Source organism: Brevundimonas sp., from assembly GCF_051860745.1.
Taxonomy (GTDB): Bacteria; Pseudomonadota; Alphaproteobacteria; order Caulobacterales; family Caulobacteraceae; genus Brevundimonas.
Genome location: NZ_JBHYDN010000005.1, coordinates 17,233 through 33,194, shown reverse-complemented (window position 1 = coordinate 33,194; position 15,962 = coordinate 17,233). Strand labels below are relative to the sequence as shown.

Annotated in this window: 16 protein-coding genes; 4 read left to right on the top strand and 12 right to left on the bottom strand. The window is 67.7% G+C overall.

The features are described from left to right. Positions 1–118: 118 nt before the first annotated feature. The 12 genes from ACTIEW_RS07710 to ACTIEW_RS07655 all read right to left on the bottom strand — a co-directional run bounded on the left by ACTIEW_RS07710 (position 119) and on the right by ACTIEW_RS07655 (position 12,902). Complete coding sequence (locus ACTIEW_RS07710) at positions 119–1,366, bottom strand: DNA-packaging protein (protein ID WP_439477329.1); 1,248 nt, start codon at positions 1,364–1,366, stop codon at positions 119–121. Next, complete coding sequence (locus ACTIEW_RS07705; protein ID WP_439477328.1) at positions 1,363–2,052, bottom strand: hypothetical protein; 690 nt, start codon at positions 2,050–2,052, stop codon at positions 1,363–1,365. The genes ACTIEW_RS07710 and ACTIEW_RS07705 overlap by 4 nt, the downstream gene beginning before the upstream one ends. Positions 2,053–2,408: 356 nt before the next feature. Beyond that, a complete protein-coding gene (locus tag ACTIEW_RS07700; protein ID WP_439477327.1) occupies positions 2,409–2,591 on the bottom strand; it encodes a hypothetical protein in 183 nt (60 codons plus the stop codon). Position 2,592: 1 nt separating this feature from the next. After that, positions 2,593–3,288 carry a Crp/Fnr family transcriptional regulator gene (locus ACTIEW_RS07695; protein WP_439477326.1) on the bottom strand — a complete coding sequence of 232 codons (696 nt, stop codon included), beginning with the start codon at positions 3,286–3,288 and terminating at the stop codon, positions 2,593–2,595. Positions 3,289–3,732: 444 nt separating this feature from the next. Further along, complete coding sequence (locus ACTIEW_RS07690; protein WP_439477325.1) at positions 3,733–4,131, bottom strand: host attachment family protein; 399 nt, start codon at positions 4,129–4,131, stop codon at positions 3,733–3,735. 92 nt (positions 4,132–4,223) lie between these two features. Then, a complete protein-coding gene (locus ACTIEW_RS07685) occupies positions 4,224–4,580 on the bottom strand; it encodes a hypothetical protein (protein ID WP_439477324.1) in 357 nt (118 codons plus the stop codon). 99 nt (positions 4,581–4,679) lie between these two features. Next, on the bottom strand, positions 4,680–5,495 hold the full coding sequence (gene rsmA / locus ACTIEW_RS07680; RefSeq protein WP_439477323.1) for a 16S rRNA (adenine(1518)-N(6)/adenine(1519)-N(6))-dimethyltransferase RsmA: 816 nt from the start codon (positions 5,493–5,495) through the stop codon (positions 4,680–4,682). A gap of 217 nt (positions 5,496–5,712) precedes the next feature. Then, the gene (gene pdxA, locus ACTIEW_RS07675; RefSeq protein WP_439477322.1) at positions 5,713–6,717 is read right to left on the bottom strand and encodes a 4-hydroxythreonine-4-phosphate dehydrogenase PdxA; all 1,005 of its coding nucleotides are present in this window, start codon (positions 6,715–6,717) and stop codon (positions 5,713–5,715) included. Further along, positions 6,717–8,054, bottom strand: coding sequence for a peptidylprolyl isomerase (locus ACTIEW_RS07670; protein WP_439477321.1), 1,338 nt, complete (start codon positions 8,052–8,054; stop codon positions 6,717–6,719). The genes pdxA and ACTIEW_RS07670 overlap by 1 nt, the downstream gene beginning before the upstream one ends. A gap of 99 nt (positions 8,055–8,153) precedes the next feature. Next, positions 8,154–10,583 (bottom strand): LPS-assembly protein LptD, encoded by a 2,430-nt coding sequence (locus ACTIEW_RS07665; RefSeq protein WP_439477320.1) that lies wholly within the window; start codon positions 10,581–10,583, stop codon positions 8,154–8,156. 58 nt (positions 10,584–10,641) lie between these two features. Next, the gene (gene lptG, locus ACTIEW_RS07660; RefSeq protein ID WP_439477319.1) at positions 10,642–11,772 is read right to left on the bottom strand and encodes an LPS export ABC transporter permease LptG; all 1,131 of its coding nucleotides are present in this window, start codon (positions 11,770–11,772) and stop codon (positions 10,642–10,644) included. Further along, positions 11,769–12,902, bottom strand: coding sequence for an LptF/LptG family permease (locus ACTIEW_RS07655; RefSeq protein WP_439477318.1), 1,134 nt, complete (start codon positions 12,900–12,902; stop codon positions 11,769–11,771). The genes lptG and ACTIEW_RS07655 overlap by 4 nt, the downstream gene beginning before the upstream one ends. A 134-nt stretch (positions 12,903–13,036) precedes the next feature. On the opposite strand from ACTIEW_RS07655, the gene ACTIEW_RS07650 reads away from it, so the two are divergent. The 4 genes from ACTIEW_RS07650 (at position 13,037) to ACTIEW_RS07635 (ending at position 15,899) form a co-directional block, all read left to right on the top strand. Then, the gene (locus ACTIEW_RS07650) at positions 13,037–14,512 is read left to right on the top strand and encodes a leucyl aminopeptidase (RefSeq protein WP_439477317.1); all 1,476 of its coding nucleotides are present in this window, start codon (positions 13,037–13,039) and stop codon (positions 14,510–14,512) included. Between the two features lie 22 nt (positions 14,513–14,534). Then, positions 14,535–14,996: a DNA polymerase III subunit chi gene (locus ACTIEW_RS07645; RefSeq protein WP_439477316.1), complete on the top strand. Its 462-nt coding sequence runs from the start codon at positions 14,535–14,537 to the stop codon at positions 14,994–14,996. Positions 14,997–15,330: 334 nt separating this feature from the next. Next, complete coding sequence (locus tag ACTIEW_RS07640) at positions 15,331–15,627, top strand: I78 family peptidase inhibitor (protein ID WP_439477315.1); 297 nt, start codon at positions 15,331–15,333, stop codon at positions 15,625–15,627. Next, complete coding sequence (locus tag ACTIEW_RS07635; protein ID WP_439477314.1) at positions 15,624–15,899, top strand: hypothetical protein; 276 nt, start codon at positions 15,624–15,626, stop codon at positions 15,897–15,899. Before ACTIEW_RS07640 ends, ACTIEW_RS07635 begins: the two co-directional genes overlap by 4 nt. Positions 15,900–15,962 lie beyond the last annotated feature (63 nt).

Here is a 15,962-nt window from a genome sequence, read left to right as displayed (position 1 = left end):
GGGACCCAGTCCTGTCCAGCGAGACGCCGGTGTTTCAGGACTACCGGGCGGGATGACCACAGGCGCCGTTCACCCAAGGCACTGGGTCCCGGCTTCGCCGGGATGAGCGGGATAAGGTTCACAACACCCTCACCCTCGGCCCCAGCCCGCCCCCGTCGATCAGCAGATCCGTCACCGCCCACACCAGCGCATCAGCCCGGTCGGGACTCCCCCCACCATCCTCGCCGAGCCCCATCAGCTCCTCCTCAAGCGCCTCCAGCCCCGGCCCGTGCTTCACCCGACCCTGTTCGTACAGGGCCGCCACCGGCTCGGCCCGCGCCCGCTTGCCGAACCGCGCATGCACCCGCCTGACCGGACAGGTCACGCCCGCCGCCTTCAGCACCGCCTCGACCATCTCCCCGCCCTGGTTGGCCTCGGCCACGACCCTGACGGCGCCGAAGTCCACGACCGACCGCGCCACCACCCCAGCCCAGCCCTGTGGAGAGCGCCCCCGAACGGTCCGGTCGGCCAGCACCCAGGCCATCCCGTCCTTTCGCCCGACCGCCACGATCCCGCACGCGTCCCCATCCGCCGAGCACGGCGGATCCACGGCGACCACCACCCGGTCGAACCGCTCCGGCCTCGCCATCTCCCGCGCCGCCCGCATCATCTCCAGGGTGAACAGCGCGCCGTCCCCCTCGACCACCCGCCCGTCCAGTTCCTGGGCCGCCAGCCGCGTCCCGCCGTACAGCGCCTCCAGCCCCTCCAGGAACGCCGGCGCCAGATGGTCGGCGTTGACCCGCGTCGGCAGGTCCGACCGCGTCAGCCCCGTCTCCTTCAGCAACCGCCGCAACGCCGCCGTCGGCTTGGGCGTGGTGGTCACCACCAGCCGCGGCCGATCCCCCAGCCGCAGCCCCATCCGCAACAGCGTCAACGTCGCCTCGGGCTTGCGCCACGCGCACCACTCATCCGCCCACGCTGCTCCGAACTGCGGCCCGCGCAGCGATTCCGGGTCCTCGGCCGAGAACACCATCCCCACCGCCCCGTTCGGCCACACCAGCCTGCGCCGGCTCGCTTCCCAGCACGGCCGCCCGCCCAGCCCATAGCGGGGCAGGGCGCGCACCCCCGACGGCCCCTCGATCATCACCTCGCGCGCGTCATGCAGGCTCTGCCCCACCAGGGCGATCCGCCCACCCTCCCGCGCCCGGTCCGCGACCCATTCCGCCCCCGCCCTTGTCTTCCCCCCGCCGCGCCCGCCCAGCACCAGCCAGGTTGTCCAGTCATCGTGGGCCGGCGTCTGGCCCTTATGCGCCGTGAACCGCCAGTCCGCCGCCAGCAGCCGCCGCTCCGGCGGCGACAGGGCCTCCAGCCGTTCCGCGACGCTCAATCCCTCTCCTCCCCGTTAGTGGAGGCGCCGCCCACCGCATCTCCCACTGCTATCGTCATCCTGCGGCAAGCCGCGTCAGCGGCGCAGACCGGAGGACCCAGTGGCGCCGAAGGCGAAACGGTCAGGCCGGGCGCTCCTGACAGGGTCGCGCACTCGCGCGCCGCTGGGTCCTCCGGTCTCGCTGCGCTCGCCGCAGGATGACGATAGCTTGGGGTATTTTCCGCCAACCCCAGCACCTTCCGCCGCACCGCCTCGAACGCCGCCTCATCCGGCTCCACGTCCACCGCCGCCTCATCCCCCAGTCGCGCCGCCGCACGCCCCATCACATCAGCCACCCGCGCCGCCTCGCCCGCCAGCCCCATCTTCCCGCCGCGCAACAGCGTCACCGCCTCGCCCAGCGCCAGCCGCGCCGCCTCCCTCGCCGTCAGAACCCCGTTCAGCTCACCCGCGACCACCTCGGCCAGCCCCGCGTCCGCTGGCGCCGCCGCCATCGCCTCGGCCATGTCCCGCTTGGTCCAGCCCTGCCGTCGGGCCCGCGCCCGGATGGCCGCCTCGGTCACATCGAACACCTCGGCCAGCCTCGGCGCGCTCTCGCCCGCCAGATACCGCTCGCGGATCAGGGTCCAGGTCCGCTTGCCGCGGATCTTGTAGTCGTTTCGGCGTCCGGGCGTGTCTGTCTGTTCCATCCCGCCAGTATCGCCCGGCCGCTACCTATGGCGGGCTGGAGACGCTGTCGGCGGACGGAAACCGTTACTGATCAATGGGGTGGCGCGCGAAATTATGATCGCTATCGGCGAAAGGCCAGCAATTATCGCGGATGTATCGGGTGTCGCGGATGTCGAGGGGTGCGATGTCGCGGATGTGTCGGGGGGAATGTATCGGTCAGGCGCCCGCGTTCCATTCCGACCGCAGCCGGAACGTTCGGCCTGCCCACCGCCCGGTCGACAGCAGACGAGGCCCGAAAGCGGACCCACAGAATGCCGGACAAGAGTGGGACGCGGACCTTTCCCTAGAGTGGACCTCGCTAAGCGATAGCGGCGAACTAGCTGTCTGGACTGTCCGTGCGGCCTACTAGGCGACGACCGTTCCACAGCTGGAGCGAGGCGGCTTGGGTCACGTATCGCTCCATCTCGTTGATTGCTGTCTCGTCGTCCGGGCAGTTCAACTCGATCGAGTCGATCAACCGGCCCCCACGTTCGAGCAGATAGATGCGATACCTCGTCATATTAGCCCGAGGGAGCTCGCGCCGCCTCTGGTGCGAGGTAACACTCGCAGGCGCACGCCAGCAAAGTTGTTCTGTCTCTGATCTGAACCCGACCGCGTGAATAGGAAATGGCGCCGGCCCGCGCCAGCGTCTGGGCAGACTCGTTGACCGTGGACCTCTGCACACCCAGCATTTTTGCGAGGAAGTCCTGCGTCATAAACAGGATATCCCCGTTCGCCCGATCATGTGCCCGGAGCAACCATTTTGCGAAGCGCTGCGCCGCGGGGTGAAGTGCATTGCATGGCGCGCTTTTCTCGAGTTCGACCTGCAGCGCAGCATCGTAACCGGCGAGCGCCGTCCTTAGAGGCGCGCTATCGGAAGCGAGTTCCCTCAGCTTGCTGGCCTTTATGCGCAGCGCGGAACCTGCAAGGTGGCAGTAGAAACGTACAGACGTTTTTGAGGGCACTTGCCACGCGGTGACGCCGGTGAACCCCTCCGAACCGACCATATAGGCCTCGGCGGACTCCCCGTCCTTCATCATAGACACGGCCGAGATGATGCCGTGGTTCACAAAGTATAGATGGGACACATCGTCCCCAGCGTGGCCGAACTCGTCTCCCTCCTCAAAGTTGAAGGTAGACATGAAGGGATAAAGCGCATCAGCGTCCTCCTTACCAAGCCCAGATAATAGCAAATCGACTTGGGTGGAGTTGGTCATCAAGAACTCGAATACATATAATCACCTTCGCTGAGGTGTCAGCCTCAATGACATCGTTTTCTAATTTCCGCCACAGCGGTTGTCAGATTTGTGCTTTAAGGCGGCGGTGCTGTCGCGCTCAATCGCACCGATCAAGGCGTCATCGCGATAGACCTCAGCGTGAGTGTAGTCAGCCGTCGATAACAGGGCGATTTGTGCTAGATCCAATGCGTCACTGTCGTGTTCGAGTTCGACGCTCTGGGTAGCGCGCGCCGAATTCGACCTGCGATATAGGCTCAGTCTGTAACGCACCACCAGCTTTCTCCCAACCACCGGTGGCACGAGGCACGTCGAACAGCCTGCTGTCTGTCAGGTTCCCTACTTTGCTCTCGGGGCGCCTTGCCATCGGCTCAGCCCTCCCCATCAGGAGCGGCCTTTCTTGTCGTTCAGCAGTGCGTGAAAGCCCTACGCCTTCTCGATCGCCGCCGCGATCTGATCCGTCGAATGCCCGGTCAGATCCTTCGAGATCTCGCCGACCACCCGTGCGGCGGTCTCCTTGTGCCAGCCCTTGCGCAGCTGACCCATGGTCTTGGGCGCGGCGATGACCAGCAGATGTTCCACCTTGTGGTCGAGCACCAGCTTGTTCAGCACATCGGCCACGCCCATGGCGAAGCCGTCCTCGGCTTGGGTGTCGTTGTCTGGATTGGCCCCGCTGGAGATGCGACCGGCGGCGCCCGAGGCGCGCTCTGCGATCGCCGGCGCCGGGCGTGCGGTCAGGCTGATCGACTGATGCCCCCTGTTCTCGAACAGCGCCAGCTTCTCGCCGTCGACGACGGCCACGAGCGTGCCTGTGGAAATGATCATCCGGTCTCTCCGATTGTCGGGGGACCGGTTGAACGTCCCTCGGGCGCGGGAGTTGCCGTCCGGCCTGACAGCGGTCGCCGCCGGTCCGGGCGCTATTCGTTCGCGGTGTAGCGATACTCAGCGACCTCGCACGCATTGATCCCGCGTCGGTCGAGTACCACGCCGTCGGCCAGCCGGGCGCGGAAGTCGTACAGGCATCGGCCGGACCCGTTGTCGACGTCGATACGCATGGCCGCGCCGTTCGCGATGACACGCTCGCCCAGCAGGTCTTCCTCCCAGACGTTGAAGCCGGGGGTGGAGGCATGGAAATGGGTGATCGTCTGTCCGGTCGCATTGATGATGAGTACGGGCCGAGGCTGGCCGTCGGGGGTCTGCAGCGCCGCCGATCCGAGGACCGCCAGGGAAAGGGCGGCGCTCGTGACAGCCCGTCGCGCGATCATCCTCGACATGCCCGTAGCTCCCGGCTGTTCAACCCCGGCAGGCTAAACCCTGACAGCGGCGACCGCGAGGGTCGAAAGCTGATTTCGTCGCGGGCGGCCGATCGCGCCCTACAACGCTCTCGCCAGCCGCAGGAATCCCGCCCCGTCGATGACCTCGGCCCGCGCATCCGGCTCGATCCCCGCCGCCTCGCACAGCGCCGCCCCCCCGAGCGTCTTCAAACTCGACCGCAGCATCTTGCGCCGCTGGCCGAACGCCGCGGCCGTAACCCGCTCCAGCCGCTTCAACGTCTCCGCATCCGGCCGGTCGGCGCGCGGAACCAGATGGACCACGGCCGAGGCCACCTTGGGCGGCGGGGTGAAGGCGGCGGCGGGCAGGTGCATCACCAGCTTGGCTTCGCACACCGCCTGGGCGATCACCGCCAGTCGGCCATAGGCGTCGTCCCCCGGTGCGGCCGTGATCCGCTCGGCCACCTCCTTCTGGAACATCAGGGTCAGGGCGTGCGGCGTCCACGGCCCGGTCAGCCATTTGATCAGCAGCGGCGTGCCGACATTGTAGGGCAGGTTGGAAACCACATGCGCCGGGATTGGTTCGACCAGCTCGGCCTCTCGCACCTTCAGGGCGTCGGCCTCGACCACGGTCAGCCGCCCCGTACCGTCGTCCAGCTCGGCCAACAGCGGCAGGAAGCGCGGATCCTTCTCAACCAGCACCACCCGGCCGGCGTCGCTCTCCAGCAGGGCCCGCGTCAGCCCGCCGGGGCCCGGCCCGACCTCGATCACGGCCCGGCCCTCGAACGGCCCCGCCAGCCGCACGATCTTGCGCGTCACATTCAGGTCCAGCAGGAAATGCTGCCCGAAGCTCTTCTTCGCCAGCAGGCCGTGGGCGTCGAGCGTTTCGCGGAGGGAGGGGAGGTCGATGGGGCTCACACCTCTCCCTTACGTGACGCAGTTTCCCCCCGCTATCGTCATCCTCCGGCAAGCGGCGTAGCCGCGCCGACCGGGGGACCCAGCGGCGCCGAAGGCGACCTGCTCAGGCAGGCTGTGTCCGGCGGTGGCGGTCTCGACAGTTTCGCGCTCACGCGCGCCGCTGGGTCCCCCGGTCTCGCTTCGCTCGCCGGAGGATGACGATAGCAGTGAGGGATCGCTACCCCGCCGCCCGCATCCCCGCCATGGCCCCCGCCAGCCGCACCGCCGCGATCAGGCTGTCGGCCCGGGCCAGACCCTTCCCCGCGATGTCGAACCCCGTGCCGTGGTCGGGTGATGTGCGGATCACCGGCAGTCCCAGGGTCGTGTTCACGCCGCCCCAGAAGTCCAGCGTCTTGACCGGGATCAGGGCCTGGTCGTGGTAAAGGCAGAGGACGGCGTCATAGGTCGCGCGGGCCGCGTCGTGGAACAGGGTGTCGGCGGGCCGGGGATCGCTGATGTCGACGCCTTCGGCGCGCAGGGCCGTGGCCGCCGGGATCAGCACCTCGATCTCCTCCAACCCGATCGAACCGCTCTCGCCCGCGTGCGGGTTCAGGGCCGCCAGGGCCAGGCGCGGAGCCGCGATGCCGAAGTCGCGCTTCATCGCCTCGTGCACCACGCGGGCGGTGCGGCAGACCCGCTCGGCGGTGACCAGTTCCGGAACCTCGGCCAGCGGCGCGTGGATGGTCACCAGACAGGCGCGCAGGTCTTTGGCGGTCAGCATCATCACCGGTCCGCGCGTCCCCGCGAAGGGCGCGTCGGCGGTCAGTTCGGCGATGAACTCGGTGTGGCCCGGGAAGCGGAAGCCGGCCGCGTAGAGCGGGGCCTTGGCGATGGGGGCGGTGACGACGCCCGAGGCCTCGCCTGACAGGGCAAGGTTGACCGCCTGCTCGATCCAGTCGGCCACGGCGCCGGCGTTGGCCGGCTCGGGACGACCCGGCGTGACGGGCGCGGGCAGGGGGTTGTCGAGCACCGGAATGGCCCGTCCGAAGACGGCGGGAGCGTCAATGGCCGACAGGACGACCTCGACCGGCTGGCCCTGGGCCCGCAACAGGGCCGCATCGCCGATGACGACGAAGGCCGGGCCAGCGGACTTCAGCGCGGCCCAGGCCATGGCGATGATCTCCGGTCCCACGCCCGCCGGTTCGCCCATGGACAGGGCCAGCGGCGCGGGACCGGTGGTCATTACCGGTACTCGATAAGTGCGTCCTCGCGCAGGTCGCGCATATAGCGACGGCCGAGGGTGGCGAGGTTCTGCCGGAACAGGGTGTTCTCGACTTCCTGCGGATTCGGCGCCTCGGTTCCGCCGACGCGGCGGCCGCACACGCCCAGCAGGTGGACGCCCAGCGGGGTGCGCACGGCGGTGCTGACCGAGCCGACCTCGGCGGAGCGGGCGACCTGCTGGAACTGCGGGGCGAGGTTCTGCACATCGGCCTCACCCAGATCGGCGCCGAGCAGACCCTGCTCCGACGTCGCCCGGGCCAGCATGGTGTCGCAGGTCAGCTGCGGACGCAGGGCCTCCAGCCGCTGGGTCGCCGCCGCGACGTCCGCCTCGGTGGCCGTATCCGGCAGTTCAATCATGACCTGTTTGATCTGCACAAGACTCGCCGAGGCACCATCCCGCTTGTCGCGCATATAGACGATATAGACCCCGCCATCCACCGGGATCGGCCGCGACAGCTGTCCGACCTGGAGCTGGTCCAGCGCCTGCTGCAAGGCCGGCTGCATCGTGCCTTCGACGACCCAGCCGGCGTCGCCGCCGCGCGTTGCGGAAGGCGCGGCCGAGAACTGCTGGGCCACGGCCTGGAAGGGCGCGCCCTGGACCATCTGCTGCACCAGCTGGTTGGCGCCGTTCAGCGCCGCCTGCTGACCGCCGACACGGGCTGACTCGATGTAGATTTCGCCGATCAGATACTGCTTCTTGGCGGCGGCTTCCGAGACTTGGCGCATGGCCGCGGTCACGGCGGCCCGGCTCACGCGGGCGCGGCTCTGGAACCGGCCGCCCACCAGTTGCGACCAGCCTATCTGGGTCCGCAGCTGCTCGCGCAGGGTGCTGGGGCGGATGCCGCCCTGGGCGAGAAAGTCGACATAGGCCTGGGGTGAGGCGCCCACTTCCTGGGCCATGGCCGTGATCTCTTCCTCGACCTGTCCGTCGCTGACGACCAGGTCCTCGTAGTTGGCCAGTTCCTGCACTTGCAGCCGCTCATCAATCAGGGCGTTCAGGGCCTGCTGCTGGATAGCGGGAATGTTCTCGGGCGTCGGCTGGACCTGGGTCATGGCGATCAGCAGCAGCATGCGCTGGCGCAGGTCGAACCCGGTAATGACGCTGTCGTTGACCGTGGCCAGGATGCCGTCCGACATCTGGAAGGCTGGCGCGGCCGGCGGCGCGACCGGTGCGGCTTCGGCCGCCGGATTCAGATTGCCGGCGGCGGCCGGCTGCGCCGGTGGCGCGGTCTGGGCCATGGCCGAACCGGCCAGGAGGGCGGCGATCGCCACGCCCGTCATGTAACGCTGCAAACCCATGTCAGTCCTGGTTCCTCAAGCGGCGCTGGTCCGGTTTTCGTCCCGGATTTGCGAACCGCGCACCCCCGGGCCGCGCGGCCGTCAGCGCCCGTCGCTGCGTTAATACCCTGTACCGCCGAAAGTGGCGAGGTTTAGGCGCACATAGACGCCTTCGGACGGTCCTGTCGGGCGCACGCGGGTGTTGTCGCGCCGATAGCCGATCTCGAATCGGAAACAGTCGTCGTCGAACAGCAGGCCGACTTCGGAGCGGGTGATGATGTCCCGCTCCAGATCGGCGATGCCCGATGCCGCCACGCCCCAATTGCCATAGATGAACTGCTGACCCGACAGCTGCACAAACTCGTAGTTGCGGTTCAGCGGCCCGGCCAGCGGGTTTGAGCGGTCGACGATATAACTGACGGTCGCCAGATTGCGCCGGCCCCAGCGGCCGTCCACCGCCGTCTCCGCTCGCCGGATTTCACCAGAGGCGTCGATAGTGGCGTGGCCCCAGCCGCGGATGCGATCCGACGGCGAGAAACTGCCCTGCACGACCCAGTCGGATGACTGTGAGGCCAGGCCGGTCGGATCATAGAGCTGGGACGGCGCATCGGGCACGGGCGTGAGGAAGGCGGGCTCCTCCTGGGAGCGATAGCTGCGGCCGATGAACAGGCTGGCCTGCCGCCCCTCGTTCCATCGCAGGGTCGCGCGAGCGCCGATCGTCAACCGGGGACCGCCTTCGTACAGATCATAGCCGGGGAAGCGGTCGGTCCGGAACAGCGAGCTCTCGTCCAGCTCCAGGGTCTGGCTGTCCTCGATGGGAATGCGCGGGTCGAGGTCCGACGTGGTCGAGGCCGACAGTTGCGCCATCGGCTCCAGAATCAGATCAGCGCCGGGGCCGACACGACGAAACAGAGGATAGCTGATATCGAGGCCCGCCGTGGCGCGGCCGCGGGAGATGGCTTCTTCCTCCAGCCCCAACATGGGCGGCAGGTCTCCAACAGAATAGAGGTCGGCGCGGACGTCGACGAACGGTTCCCATCGCACGCCCAAGGGCGAGATCAGCGTCCGCCGCCATTCGACCTGACCCGAGATGCGCCGGCTGTCGACGCCCGGGAGTCCGACGATCGGTCCGGCGGGGATGATCTCCGGGCGCAACACCGGGCCGCCGACATAGTCGTCGCGATACAGCGATACGGCCGATCCTCGCAGCCGCAGACGGCCGCCGAGAACCGGTCCGGCTGGCTCCCAACGCGCCTCGACCAGGGGGGCGACCACTGGCAGGGCTCCGTCAGCCTCGAACTCGTTCAGAGCCGGAGTGACCGGATCAAACCGGGTCACCCGCAGGCTCTGCAGGTCGAAGGCCGCGACCGAGAAGTAGGACCGCGCGGTCTGCCGCTCGGCGTACAGCTGACTGATCAGTCGCCGCTGGTCGCCATAGTAGAGGCCGTTGTCCTGATAGGGATCGCGGACGTCATATCGGTCGAACAGAGTCTTGTCCGACACCCGTTCAACCGTGAAGCCCCAGCGCCAGGGCCCGTCCGGGTCGAACCGGCCATGGCTCAGGAAATAGCTGCGGCTCGTGCGGTCGCCGTATTTGACGTTGCTCTCGGCATCGCCATCGCCGTCCAGATCGAAATCCCCGAAACTGCGCTCATAGGTATAGCCGCCGCGGGCGACGATTATCCCGTCGGCGAACCTCCGGCGCCATTGCAGGTTCAGCAGGGGCGCGACGTCGGTGTTGAACTGCGGGCTGATCAGCCAGTCCTCGGACGGCGACACCACCTGCAGATAGGGAACCTCAAGGCTCAGGCCGCGCCCCTCGTCATAGCTGGGGATCGGCACCAGAAAGCCCGAGGCCCGTTCGACGGTCGGATCCGGGTGGGCGAAGAACGGCAGGTAGAAGACCGGCACTCCCCCGACCCGGAACACGGCGTTACGATACAGGATCGCACGCAGTGCCTCATCCTGGACCACCTTCTCCGCCTGAATGGCGATGCTGGGTTCCTTGAGATTCCCGTCGGCGTCGCAGATCGGGCAGGGCGTGAAGATGGCGTAGTTCAGCTCGTTGACGTTTTCGCTCCGGCGCACAGCCGTCGCGGCCATCAGGCTCGCGCCATTGCTGAAGCGGGTGGCGAAATCGACCGCAACGCCCGCCTTCAGATCCGAGTCGAGTTCCAGATGGCTGGCGAAGACGACATTGCCCTCGGGATCGCTGAACTCGACCTGACGGTCCGCCGTGGCGATGCCGAGACCGAGATCATAGCTGACGGAGCCGGCTCTCAGGGTCGCGCCCCGGAACCGGGCCAGCACGCGGTCCGCCCCAGCGCCTTCTGCGGTGATGAGTTCGCCGGTCCGCGCCGCGGAATCAGCCTCGATATAGACGGCGTTCGGCGTCAGCCCATCGGCGCCCGGTCCGGCCGGCGCCGCGGCGGCGGGTGCCTGCTGCGCATGGGCCGCTCCGGCCAAGGACGTCAACGCGATTGCAGCCGCACCGGCCAGAAGCCGGTAGCGCAAGGCTCCCAAATCGGGCGCGTGGCGGTCACGCTGCATGCAAGAATTCACTCTGGAGGGCGTACGGTCCGGCAAGCCGGGGGACAGGCCGGATCGCTTACCCGTCTTCGGTATAGAACAGCAAGGTGAAGGCGGCGAGCGCTGTCAGCAATGGCGGCAGCCAGGCGGCCAGCCAGGGTGGAATCACTTCCGCCGAGCCGAAGGCGGACGCCGCCTGATTGACGAAGAAGAAGCCGAACCCCAGCACCACCGCCGCCACGCTCATCCTGGCCAGATCGCCCAACCGCATCAGCCGGAGCGAGAAGGCGGCGGCCAGGATCGACATGGCGGCGAACATCAGCGGCGTGGCCAGCAGTTGTTGCAGCCGAAGCCGGTAGGCGGTCGACGAGAAGCCGGCGGCCTCGACACGGTCGATCTGGGCCGGCAACGACCAGAAAGAGGTCGACTGCGGTCGGGCGAAGCGCTCGAAGGCCTCTTCGTCGGCCAGGCTCGAGGGCAGATCCAGGGTGGCGTAGCGCACCGCGCGCTGTCCGATCTCCGCCCCGACCGCATTCACCAGCCGCCAGCTCCCGTTCGACAGGGACGCCGAGTCCGCGTCGATCCGCTCCGAGAACGTTCGCATGCCGTCGGCGTCATTGGTGTAGATGAAGAAGGTGACCTCCAGCAGCCGTGCGCTCGACCGGTCCTGACGCTCGGCGCGGACGACCATCTGGCGCGTGTCGTCGCCCTCGCGGATCCACACCGTCGGGCTGGCCTCGGCCCCGGCCGCCGATCCTGACAGGCGCGCGCGCTCGCGCTGGAACAGACCGTCTGCCGAAGCCGCCAGTGGCCCGAGGGCCGCGACGGTGATCACGCCGAACATGAGGGCCGCGCCCGCCGCCGGCAGCACGAACCGCCAGGCCGAGACCCCCGCCGCCCGCATGGCGATCAGCTCGCTGCGCCGGTTCAGGCCCACAAACGCCGCCAGCGTCCCGAACAGGAACACGAACGGCAGCAGCTGGATGATCACCTGCGGCGACTTCAGCAGCATCAGGCCAAGGATGCGCACGCCGGACAGATCGACGTCGGAGCCGACCCCCCGGGACACCTCCACGAAGTCGATCAGCATGATCAGGGCGGCGATGACGCCCAGGGCGATGCCCAGCGAACGCGCCTGCTGGACCAGCACATAGCGTTCGATTCGGCCAAGCCTCAGCCAGGGCACGGGCAGCGAGGTACGGCTGGTCATGCGAAACGCGCCTTCAACCGCTCCAAGGCTGGCCAGACAGGACGCCGTCGGGGCTTCAGCGCCTGGAACAGCAGCCTCAGGGCAACACCGGTCGCCACGATCGGCAGCAGATACTGGAAGACGTTCAGCCAGCCGTTCCAGGCGCTGGCCGAGACCACGCCATAGCCGGCGATGCGGACAACCAGGAACACGCCCGCGACCTTGGCGATTCGCAGGCTGTAGCCGGTCCGGCTGAACTGCCCGCCCATGATCGCCGTCAGCGCCATGGCCATGCCCATCAGGGCGTAGAGCGGCGCCGACAGCCGGGAATGAGCCTCGGCCATCAGCTCGCCCGCCGATCCGACCCGCTCCAGGTCTCCGGGCGACGGATTGAACAGCTGGGGCAGATACAGGTCGGACGGCTTGTAGCGGACCCGTTCGGTAACAGCCGCATAGGGCGACAGATCAATCACGGTTTGGGCGAACGACCCGTAGGTCAGCACCCCACGGCTGGAATAGCGGGTGGTCGAGGCATTCACCATGGTCAGCACGGGTCGGCCGTCGATGCGTCCGAACCGCGCCTCGGCGGCGTCCCAGGTGACCGCATCGTCGCCATCCAGCATGTAGACGAACAGATTTTTCAGCAGGCCGTTCTGCTCGATCTGCTGGACATAGACAGTCAGCCCGTTGGGCCCCTTTACGAAACGCCCTTCCTCAACCAGCAGGGCCGCCAGGTCGGTGCGGACGGCGAAGGCCTCGGCCCGGGCCTGGCGCTGGGCCCACGGTTGCCCGACGGTGGTGACGACAAGCGTCAGCAGGGCCGCGATGGCCGCGATCCTCACGGCCGGGCGAATCGCCGACCAACGCGTGACGCCTGAGGCGAACACCGCCGTCAGCTCCTGTTCGCGTTGCAGCCGAGTCAGGGCGATCAGGGCGCCGACGAACAGGCCGATGGGAATGATGACGGCCAGTAGTTGCGGCACGGCCAACAGGGTCAGCTTGACCATGACCCAGACGCTCTGGCCGCGCTCGACAATGACTTCCAGCTGGTCGAGGCTCTGGCTCAGGATGCCGATTCCGGCCAGCGCGGCGCACGCGCCCACGACGGGGCGGGCGATCTGCCGGAAAAGATAGCCTTGAATCAGGGTCATATGCGGCAGGAAATCGCCGGTTGCAGGCGGCGGGGAGGGAGAGCATCTAATACACACCCGAACGCGTCGGTGGAACCGTGCGCGCTTACACCATCGACACAGAGCCGGGGCGTACCGCCCGGCGGGAGTAGTAAATGAAGATCGAATTCGTCGCGTCCGCGGGCGCTGCTGAGGTTCTGGCCGTTCTGGTCCACGAAGGCCGGGTCCTCTCCGGCAGGGGTCCCGAGGTCGACACGGCGACTTCCGGCGCCCTGACGAAGGCGATGACCGCCAGCCGCTTCACCGGCGGCACGAACAACACCTTGGCCGTCACCGCCCCGGCCGGGGTCGACGCCGGGACGATCCTGCTCAGCGGCGCTGGCGAGGCCGGCAAGTTCGACGATCTGGCGCTGGAGGCCGCCGCCGGCGCCGCCTATCACGCCGTCAAGCTGTCAGGCGCGACTGCCCTGACCATCGACGCCTATTCCCTGACCGCCGGTCAGGCCGCCCGGGCCGCCTTCGCCGCGCGTCTGGCCGCCTACCGCTTCCACAAATACCGCACCACGCTGAAGCCCGAGAAGACCCCGTCGATCGAGACGATCCGCGTCGTCGCCGCCGACCCCAGGGCCGCCAAAGTCGCTTGGGACACGCTGTCGCCCGTCGCCGACGCCGTCGAATTCTCGCGCGATCTGGTCAGCGAGCCAGCCAACGTCCTCTATCCCGTCGAGTTCGCCAAACGCGTCAAGGCGCTGGAAAAGCTGGGTCTCGAGGTCGAGATTCTGGGCGAGAAGGAGCTTGAGAAGCTCGGCTTCAACACCCTGCTGGCCGTGGGCATGGGCAGCCGCCGCGAGAGCCAGGTCGTGGTCATGAAATGGAACGGCGGCAAGAAGGGCGACCAGCCCATCGCCTTCGTCGGCAAGGGCGTGACCTTTGACACGGGCGGCATCTCCATCAAGCCGGCCGACGGCATGGAAGATATGAAGTGGGACATGGGCGGCTCCGCCGCCGTGGTCGGCCTGATGCATGCGCTCGCCGGCCGCAAGGCGAAGGTCAACGTCGTGGGCGTGTTGGGTCTGGTCGAAAACATGCCCGACGGCGCGGCCCAGCGTCCGGGCGATGTGGTCATGTCGCTCTCCGGCCAGTCGGTCGAGGTTATCAACACCGACGCCGAGGGTCGCCTCGTTCTGGCCGACTGCCTCTGGTACACCCAGGAGCGGTTCAAGCCGAAATTCATGCTCGACCTGGCCACCCTGACCGGAGCCATGATCGTGGCCCTGGGCCTCGAATACGCGGGCGTATTCTCGAACTCGGATGAGTTGGCGAACAATTTCCTCGCCGCCGGCCCCAAGGTCGGCGAGAACGCCTGGCGGATGCCGATCCCGGCTGCCTATGAGCGCCACATCGACAGTCCGATCGCCGATGTGAAGAACACCGGCAACGGCCGCGCCGGCGGCTCGATCACCGCCGCCCTGTTCCTTCAGCGCTTCACCAACGGCACGCCCTGGGCGCACATCGACATCGCCCCCACCGCCTGGGTCAAGGATAGCAAGAATCCGACCGTCCCGGACGGCGCCGTCGGCTGGGGCGTGCGCACGCTCGACCGGATGGTGGCTGACAACTACGAGTCATAAGTCTCTGAAAAGGTAGGATCGGGTGTCTGACCCTAAACCGGAAATCTGGTTCTACCACCTCGAGCGGTCGACCCTGGAACAGGTGCTGCCCGGCCTGATGGAGAAGACGCGTGGGCGGGGGTGGCGGGCGCTGGTGCGCGCCGCCGACGCCCGTTTGCTCGACGATATCGACGAGCGCCTGTGGACCTATCGCGACGACAGCTTCCTGGCGCACGGCCGGGCGTCCGGGCCCGAGGCGGCGCGCCAGCCCATCCTGCTGACCGAATCGCATGAGAACCCGAACGGCGCTCAGGCGCTGTTCATTGTGGACGGCTCAGAACTGGGCGACACGAAAGGCTTCGAGCGATGCTTCATCATCTTCGACGGACGGGACGAGACGGCGCTGACGGGAGCACGGGTCCGGTGGAAGACGCTGAAGGATCAGGGCGCCGAACTGGCCTACTGGAAACAGTCTCCGGAAGGGCGCTGGGAAAAGGCGGCCTGATCGCGCTTCTGGCCCTCGCGGCCTGTTCCACGCCCGCGTCTGACGCCTCGGCTCCGCGTGCGATCGAGGAAGCCCAGATCAATCAGCCGACGGGCTCGCGCTCCTCCAATCCCACTGCCGACGTGTGTGGGGCGGGCGAGTTGCAATGGCTGGTCGGGAAACCAAAGACTGAGATTCCCGTTCCGGTCGATGTCGTGAACCGTCGCGTCACCTGCACGACCTGCCCGATCACCGAGGACTATTCGCCCCACCGCCTGAACATCTTCTTCAACGAACGGACCGAAATCGTCGAACAGGTCCGCTGCGGTTGAGCCAATCACGGGAGACGACGCCGATGAAAATCCTGTCCCTCAGCTTTGCCGCCACGGCCCTGCTGGTCGCGGGCTGCGCGCCAGTTGACGCCGGTTACCCGCCCCCGATGCCGCCAGAAGACGGCCCCACTCAATGCAAGGCTGAGCAGTACCAGCGCTACATCGGTCGCAACCGTTCGGATCTTCCCGCGCGGCCGGCTGACGAGGTCTGGCGCGTGACCTGCACCACCTGTCCGGTGACCATGGACTACAGCCCCCGCCGCCTGAACATCCTGTTCGACGAGTCCACCGGCGTGATCCGCGAGGTCAAATGCGGATGAGGACTCTGATCATGGCCGCGTCCGGTCTGGTGCTGGCGGCCTGCGCGCCGGTCGAGCCGGCGCCGCACCATATGCCGATTGCGCAGCGCTGCGATGCGGCGGCCGCTCGCTCGCTGATCGGCACGCATGTCGGCGCGGTGTCCTTCCCGCAAGGCGCCAATGTCCGGATCGTCTGCACCACATGTCCGACCACCAAGGACTTGCGGCCAGATCGTCTGAACGTTCGGTTCAACGAGGCCACAGGGATCATCGAGGGCGTGGACTGCGGCTGATCCCGCCCTTGGCGAACGTGGCCTTTCGCGACAAGGTAGCTGCGAGGGCGGGGAGGCCCCGTT

What these genes read in the sequence shown, in the direction of transcription:
- ACTIEW_RS07655 (WP_439477318.1), bottom strand. Translation starts at nt 12,902, where the DNA reads ATGACCCTGATTCAAGGCTATCTTTTCCGGCAGATCGCCCGCCCCGTC.
- ACTIEW_RS07665 (WP_439477320.1), bottom strand. Translation starts at nt 10,583, where the DNA reads ATGCAGCGTGACCGCCACGCGCCCGATTTGGGAGCCTTGCGCTACCGG.
- ACTIEW_RS07640 (WP_439477315.1), top strand. Translation starts at nt 15,331, where the DNA reads ATGAAAATCCTGTCCCTCAGCTTTGCCGCCACGGCCCTGCTGGTCGCG.
- ACTIEW_RS07705 (WP_439477328.1), bottom strand. Translation starts at nt 2,052, where the DNA reads ATGGAACAGACAGACACGCCCGGACGCCGAAACGACTACAAGATCCGC.
- ACTIEW_RS07650 (WP_439477317.1), top strand. Translation starts at nt 13,037, where the DNA reads ATGAAGATCGAATTCGTCGCGTCCGCGGGCGCTGCTGAGGTTCTGGCC.
- ACTIEW_RS07695 (WP_439477326.1), bottom strand. Translation starts at nt 3,288, where the DNA reads ATGACCAACTCCACCCAAGTCGATTTGCTATTATCTGGGCTTGGTAAG.
- ACTIEW_RS07700 (WP_439477327.1), bottom strand. Translation starts at nt 2,591, where the DNA reads ATGACGAGGTATCGCATCTATCTGCTCGAACGTGGGGGCCGGTTGATC.
- lptG (WP_439477319.1), bottom strand. Translation starts at nt 11,772, where the DNA reads ATGACCAGCCGTACCTCGCTGCCCGTGCCCTGGCTGAGGCTTGGCCGA.
- ACTIEW_RS07635 (WP_439477314.1), top strand. Translation starts at nt 15,624, where the DNA reads ATGAGGACTCTGATCATGGCCGCGTCCGGTCTGGTGCTGGCGGCCTGC.
- ACTIEW_RS07685 (WP_439477324.1), bottom strand. Translation starts at nt 4,580, where the DNA reads ATGTCGAGGATGATCGCGCGACGGGCTGTCACGAGCGCCGCCCTTTCC.
- pdxA (WP_439477322.1), bottom strand. Translation starts at nt 6,717, where the DNA reads ATGACCACCGGTCCCGCGCCGCTGGCCCTGTCCATGGGCGAACCGGCG.
- ACTIEW_RS07690 (WP_439477325.1), bottom strand. Translation starts at nt 4,131, where the DNA reads ATGATCATTTCCACAGGCACGCTCGTGGCCGTCGTCGACGGCGAGAAG.
- ACTIEW_RS07670 (WP_439477321.1), bottom strand. Translation starts at nt 8,054, where the DNA reads ATGGGTTTGCAGCGTTACATGACGGGCGTGGCGATCGCCGCCCTCCTG.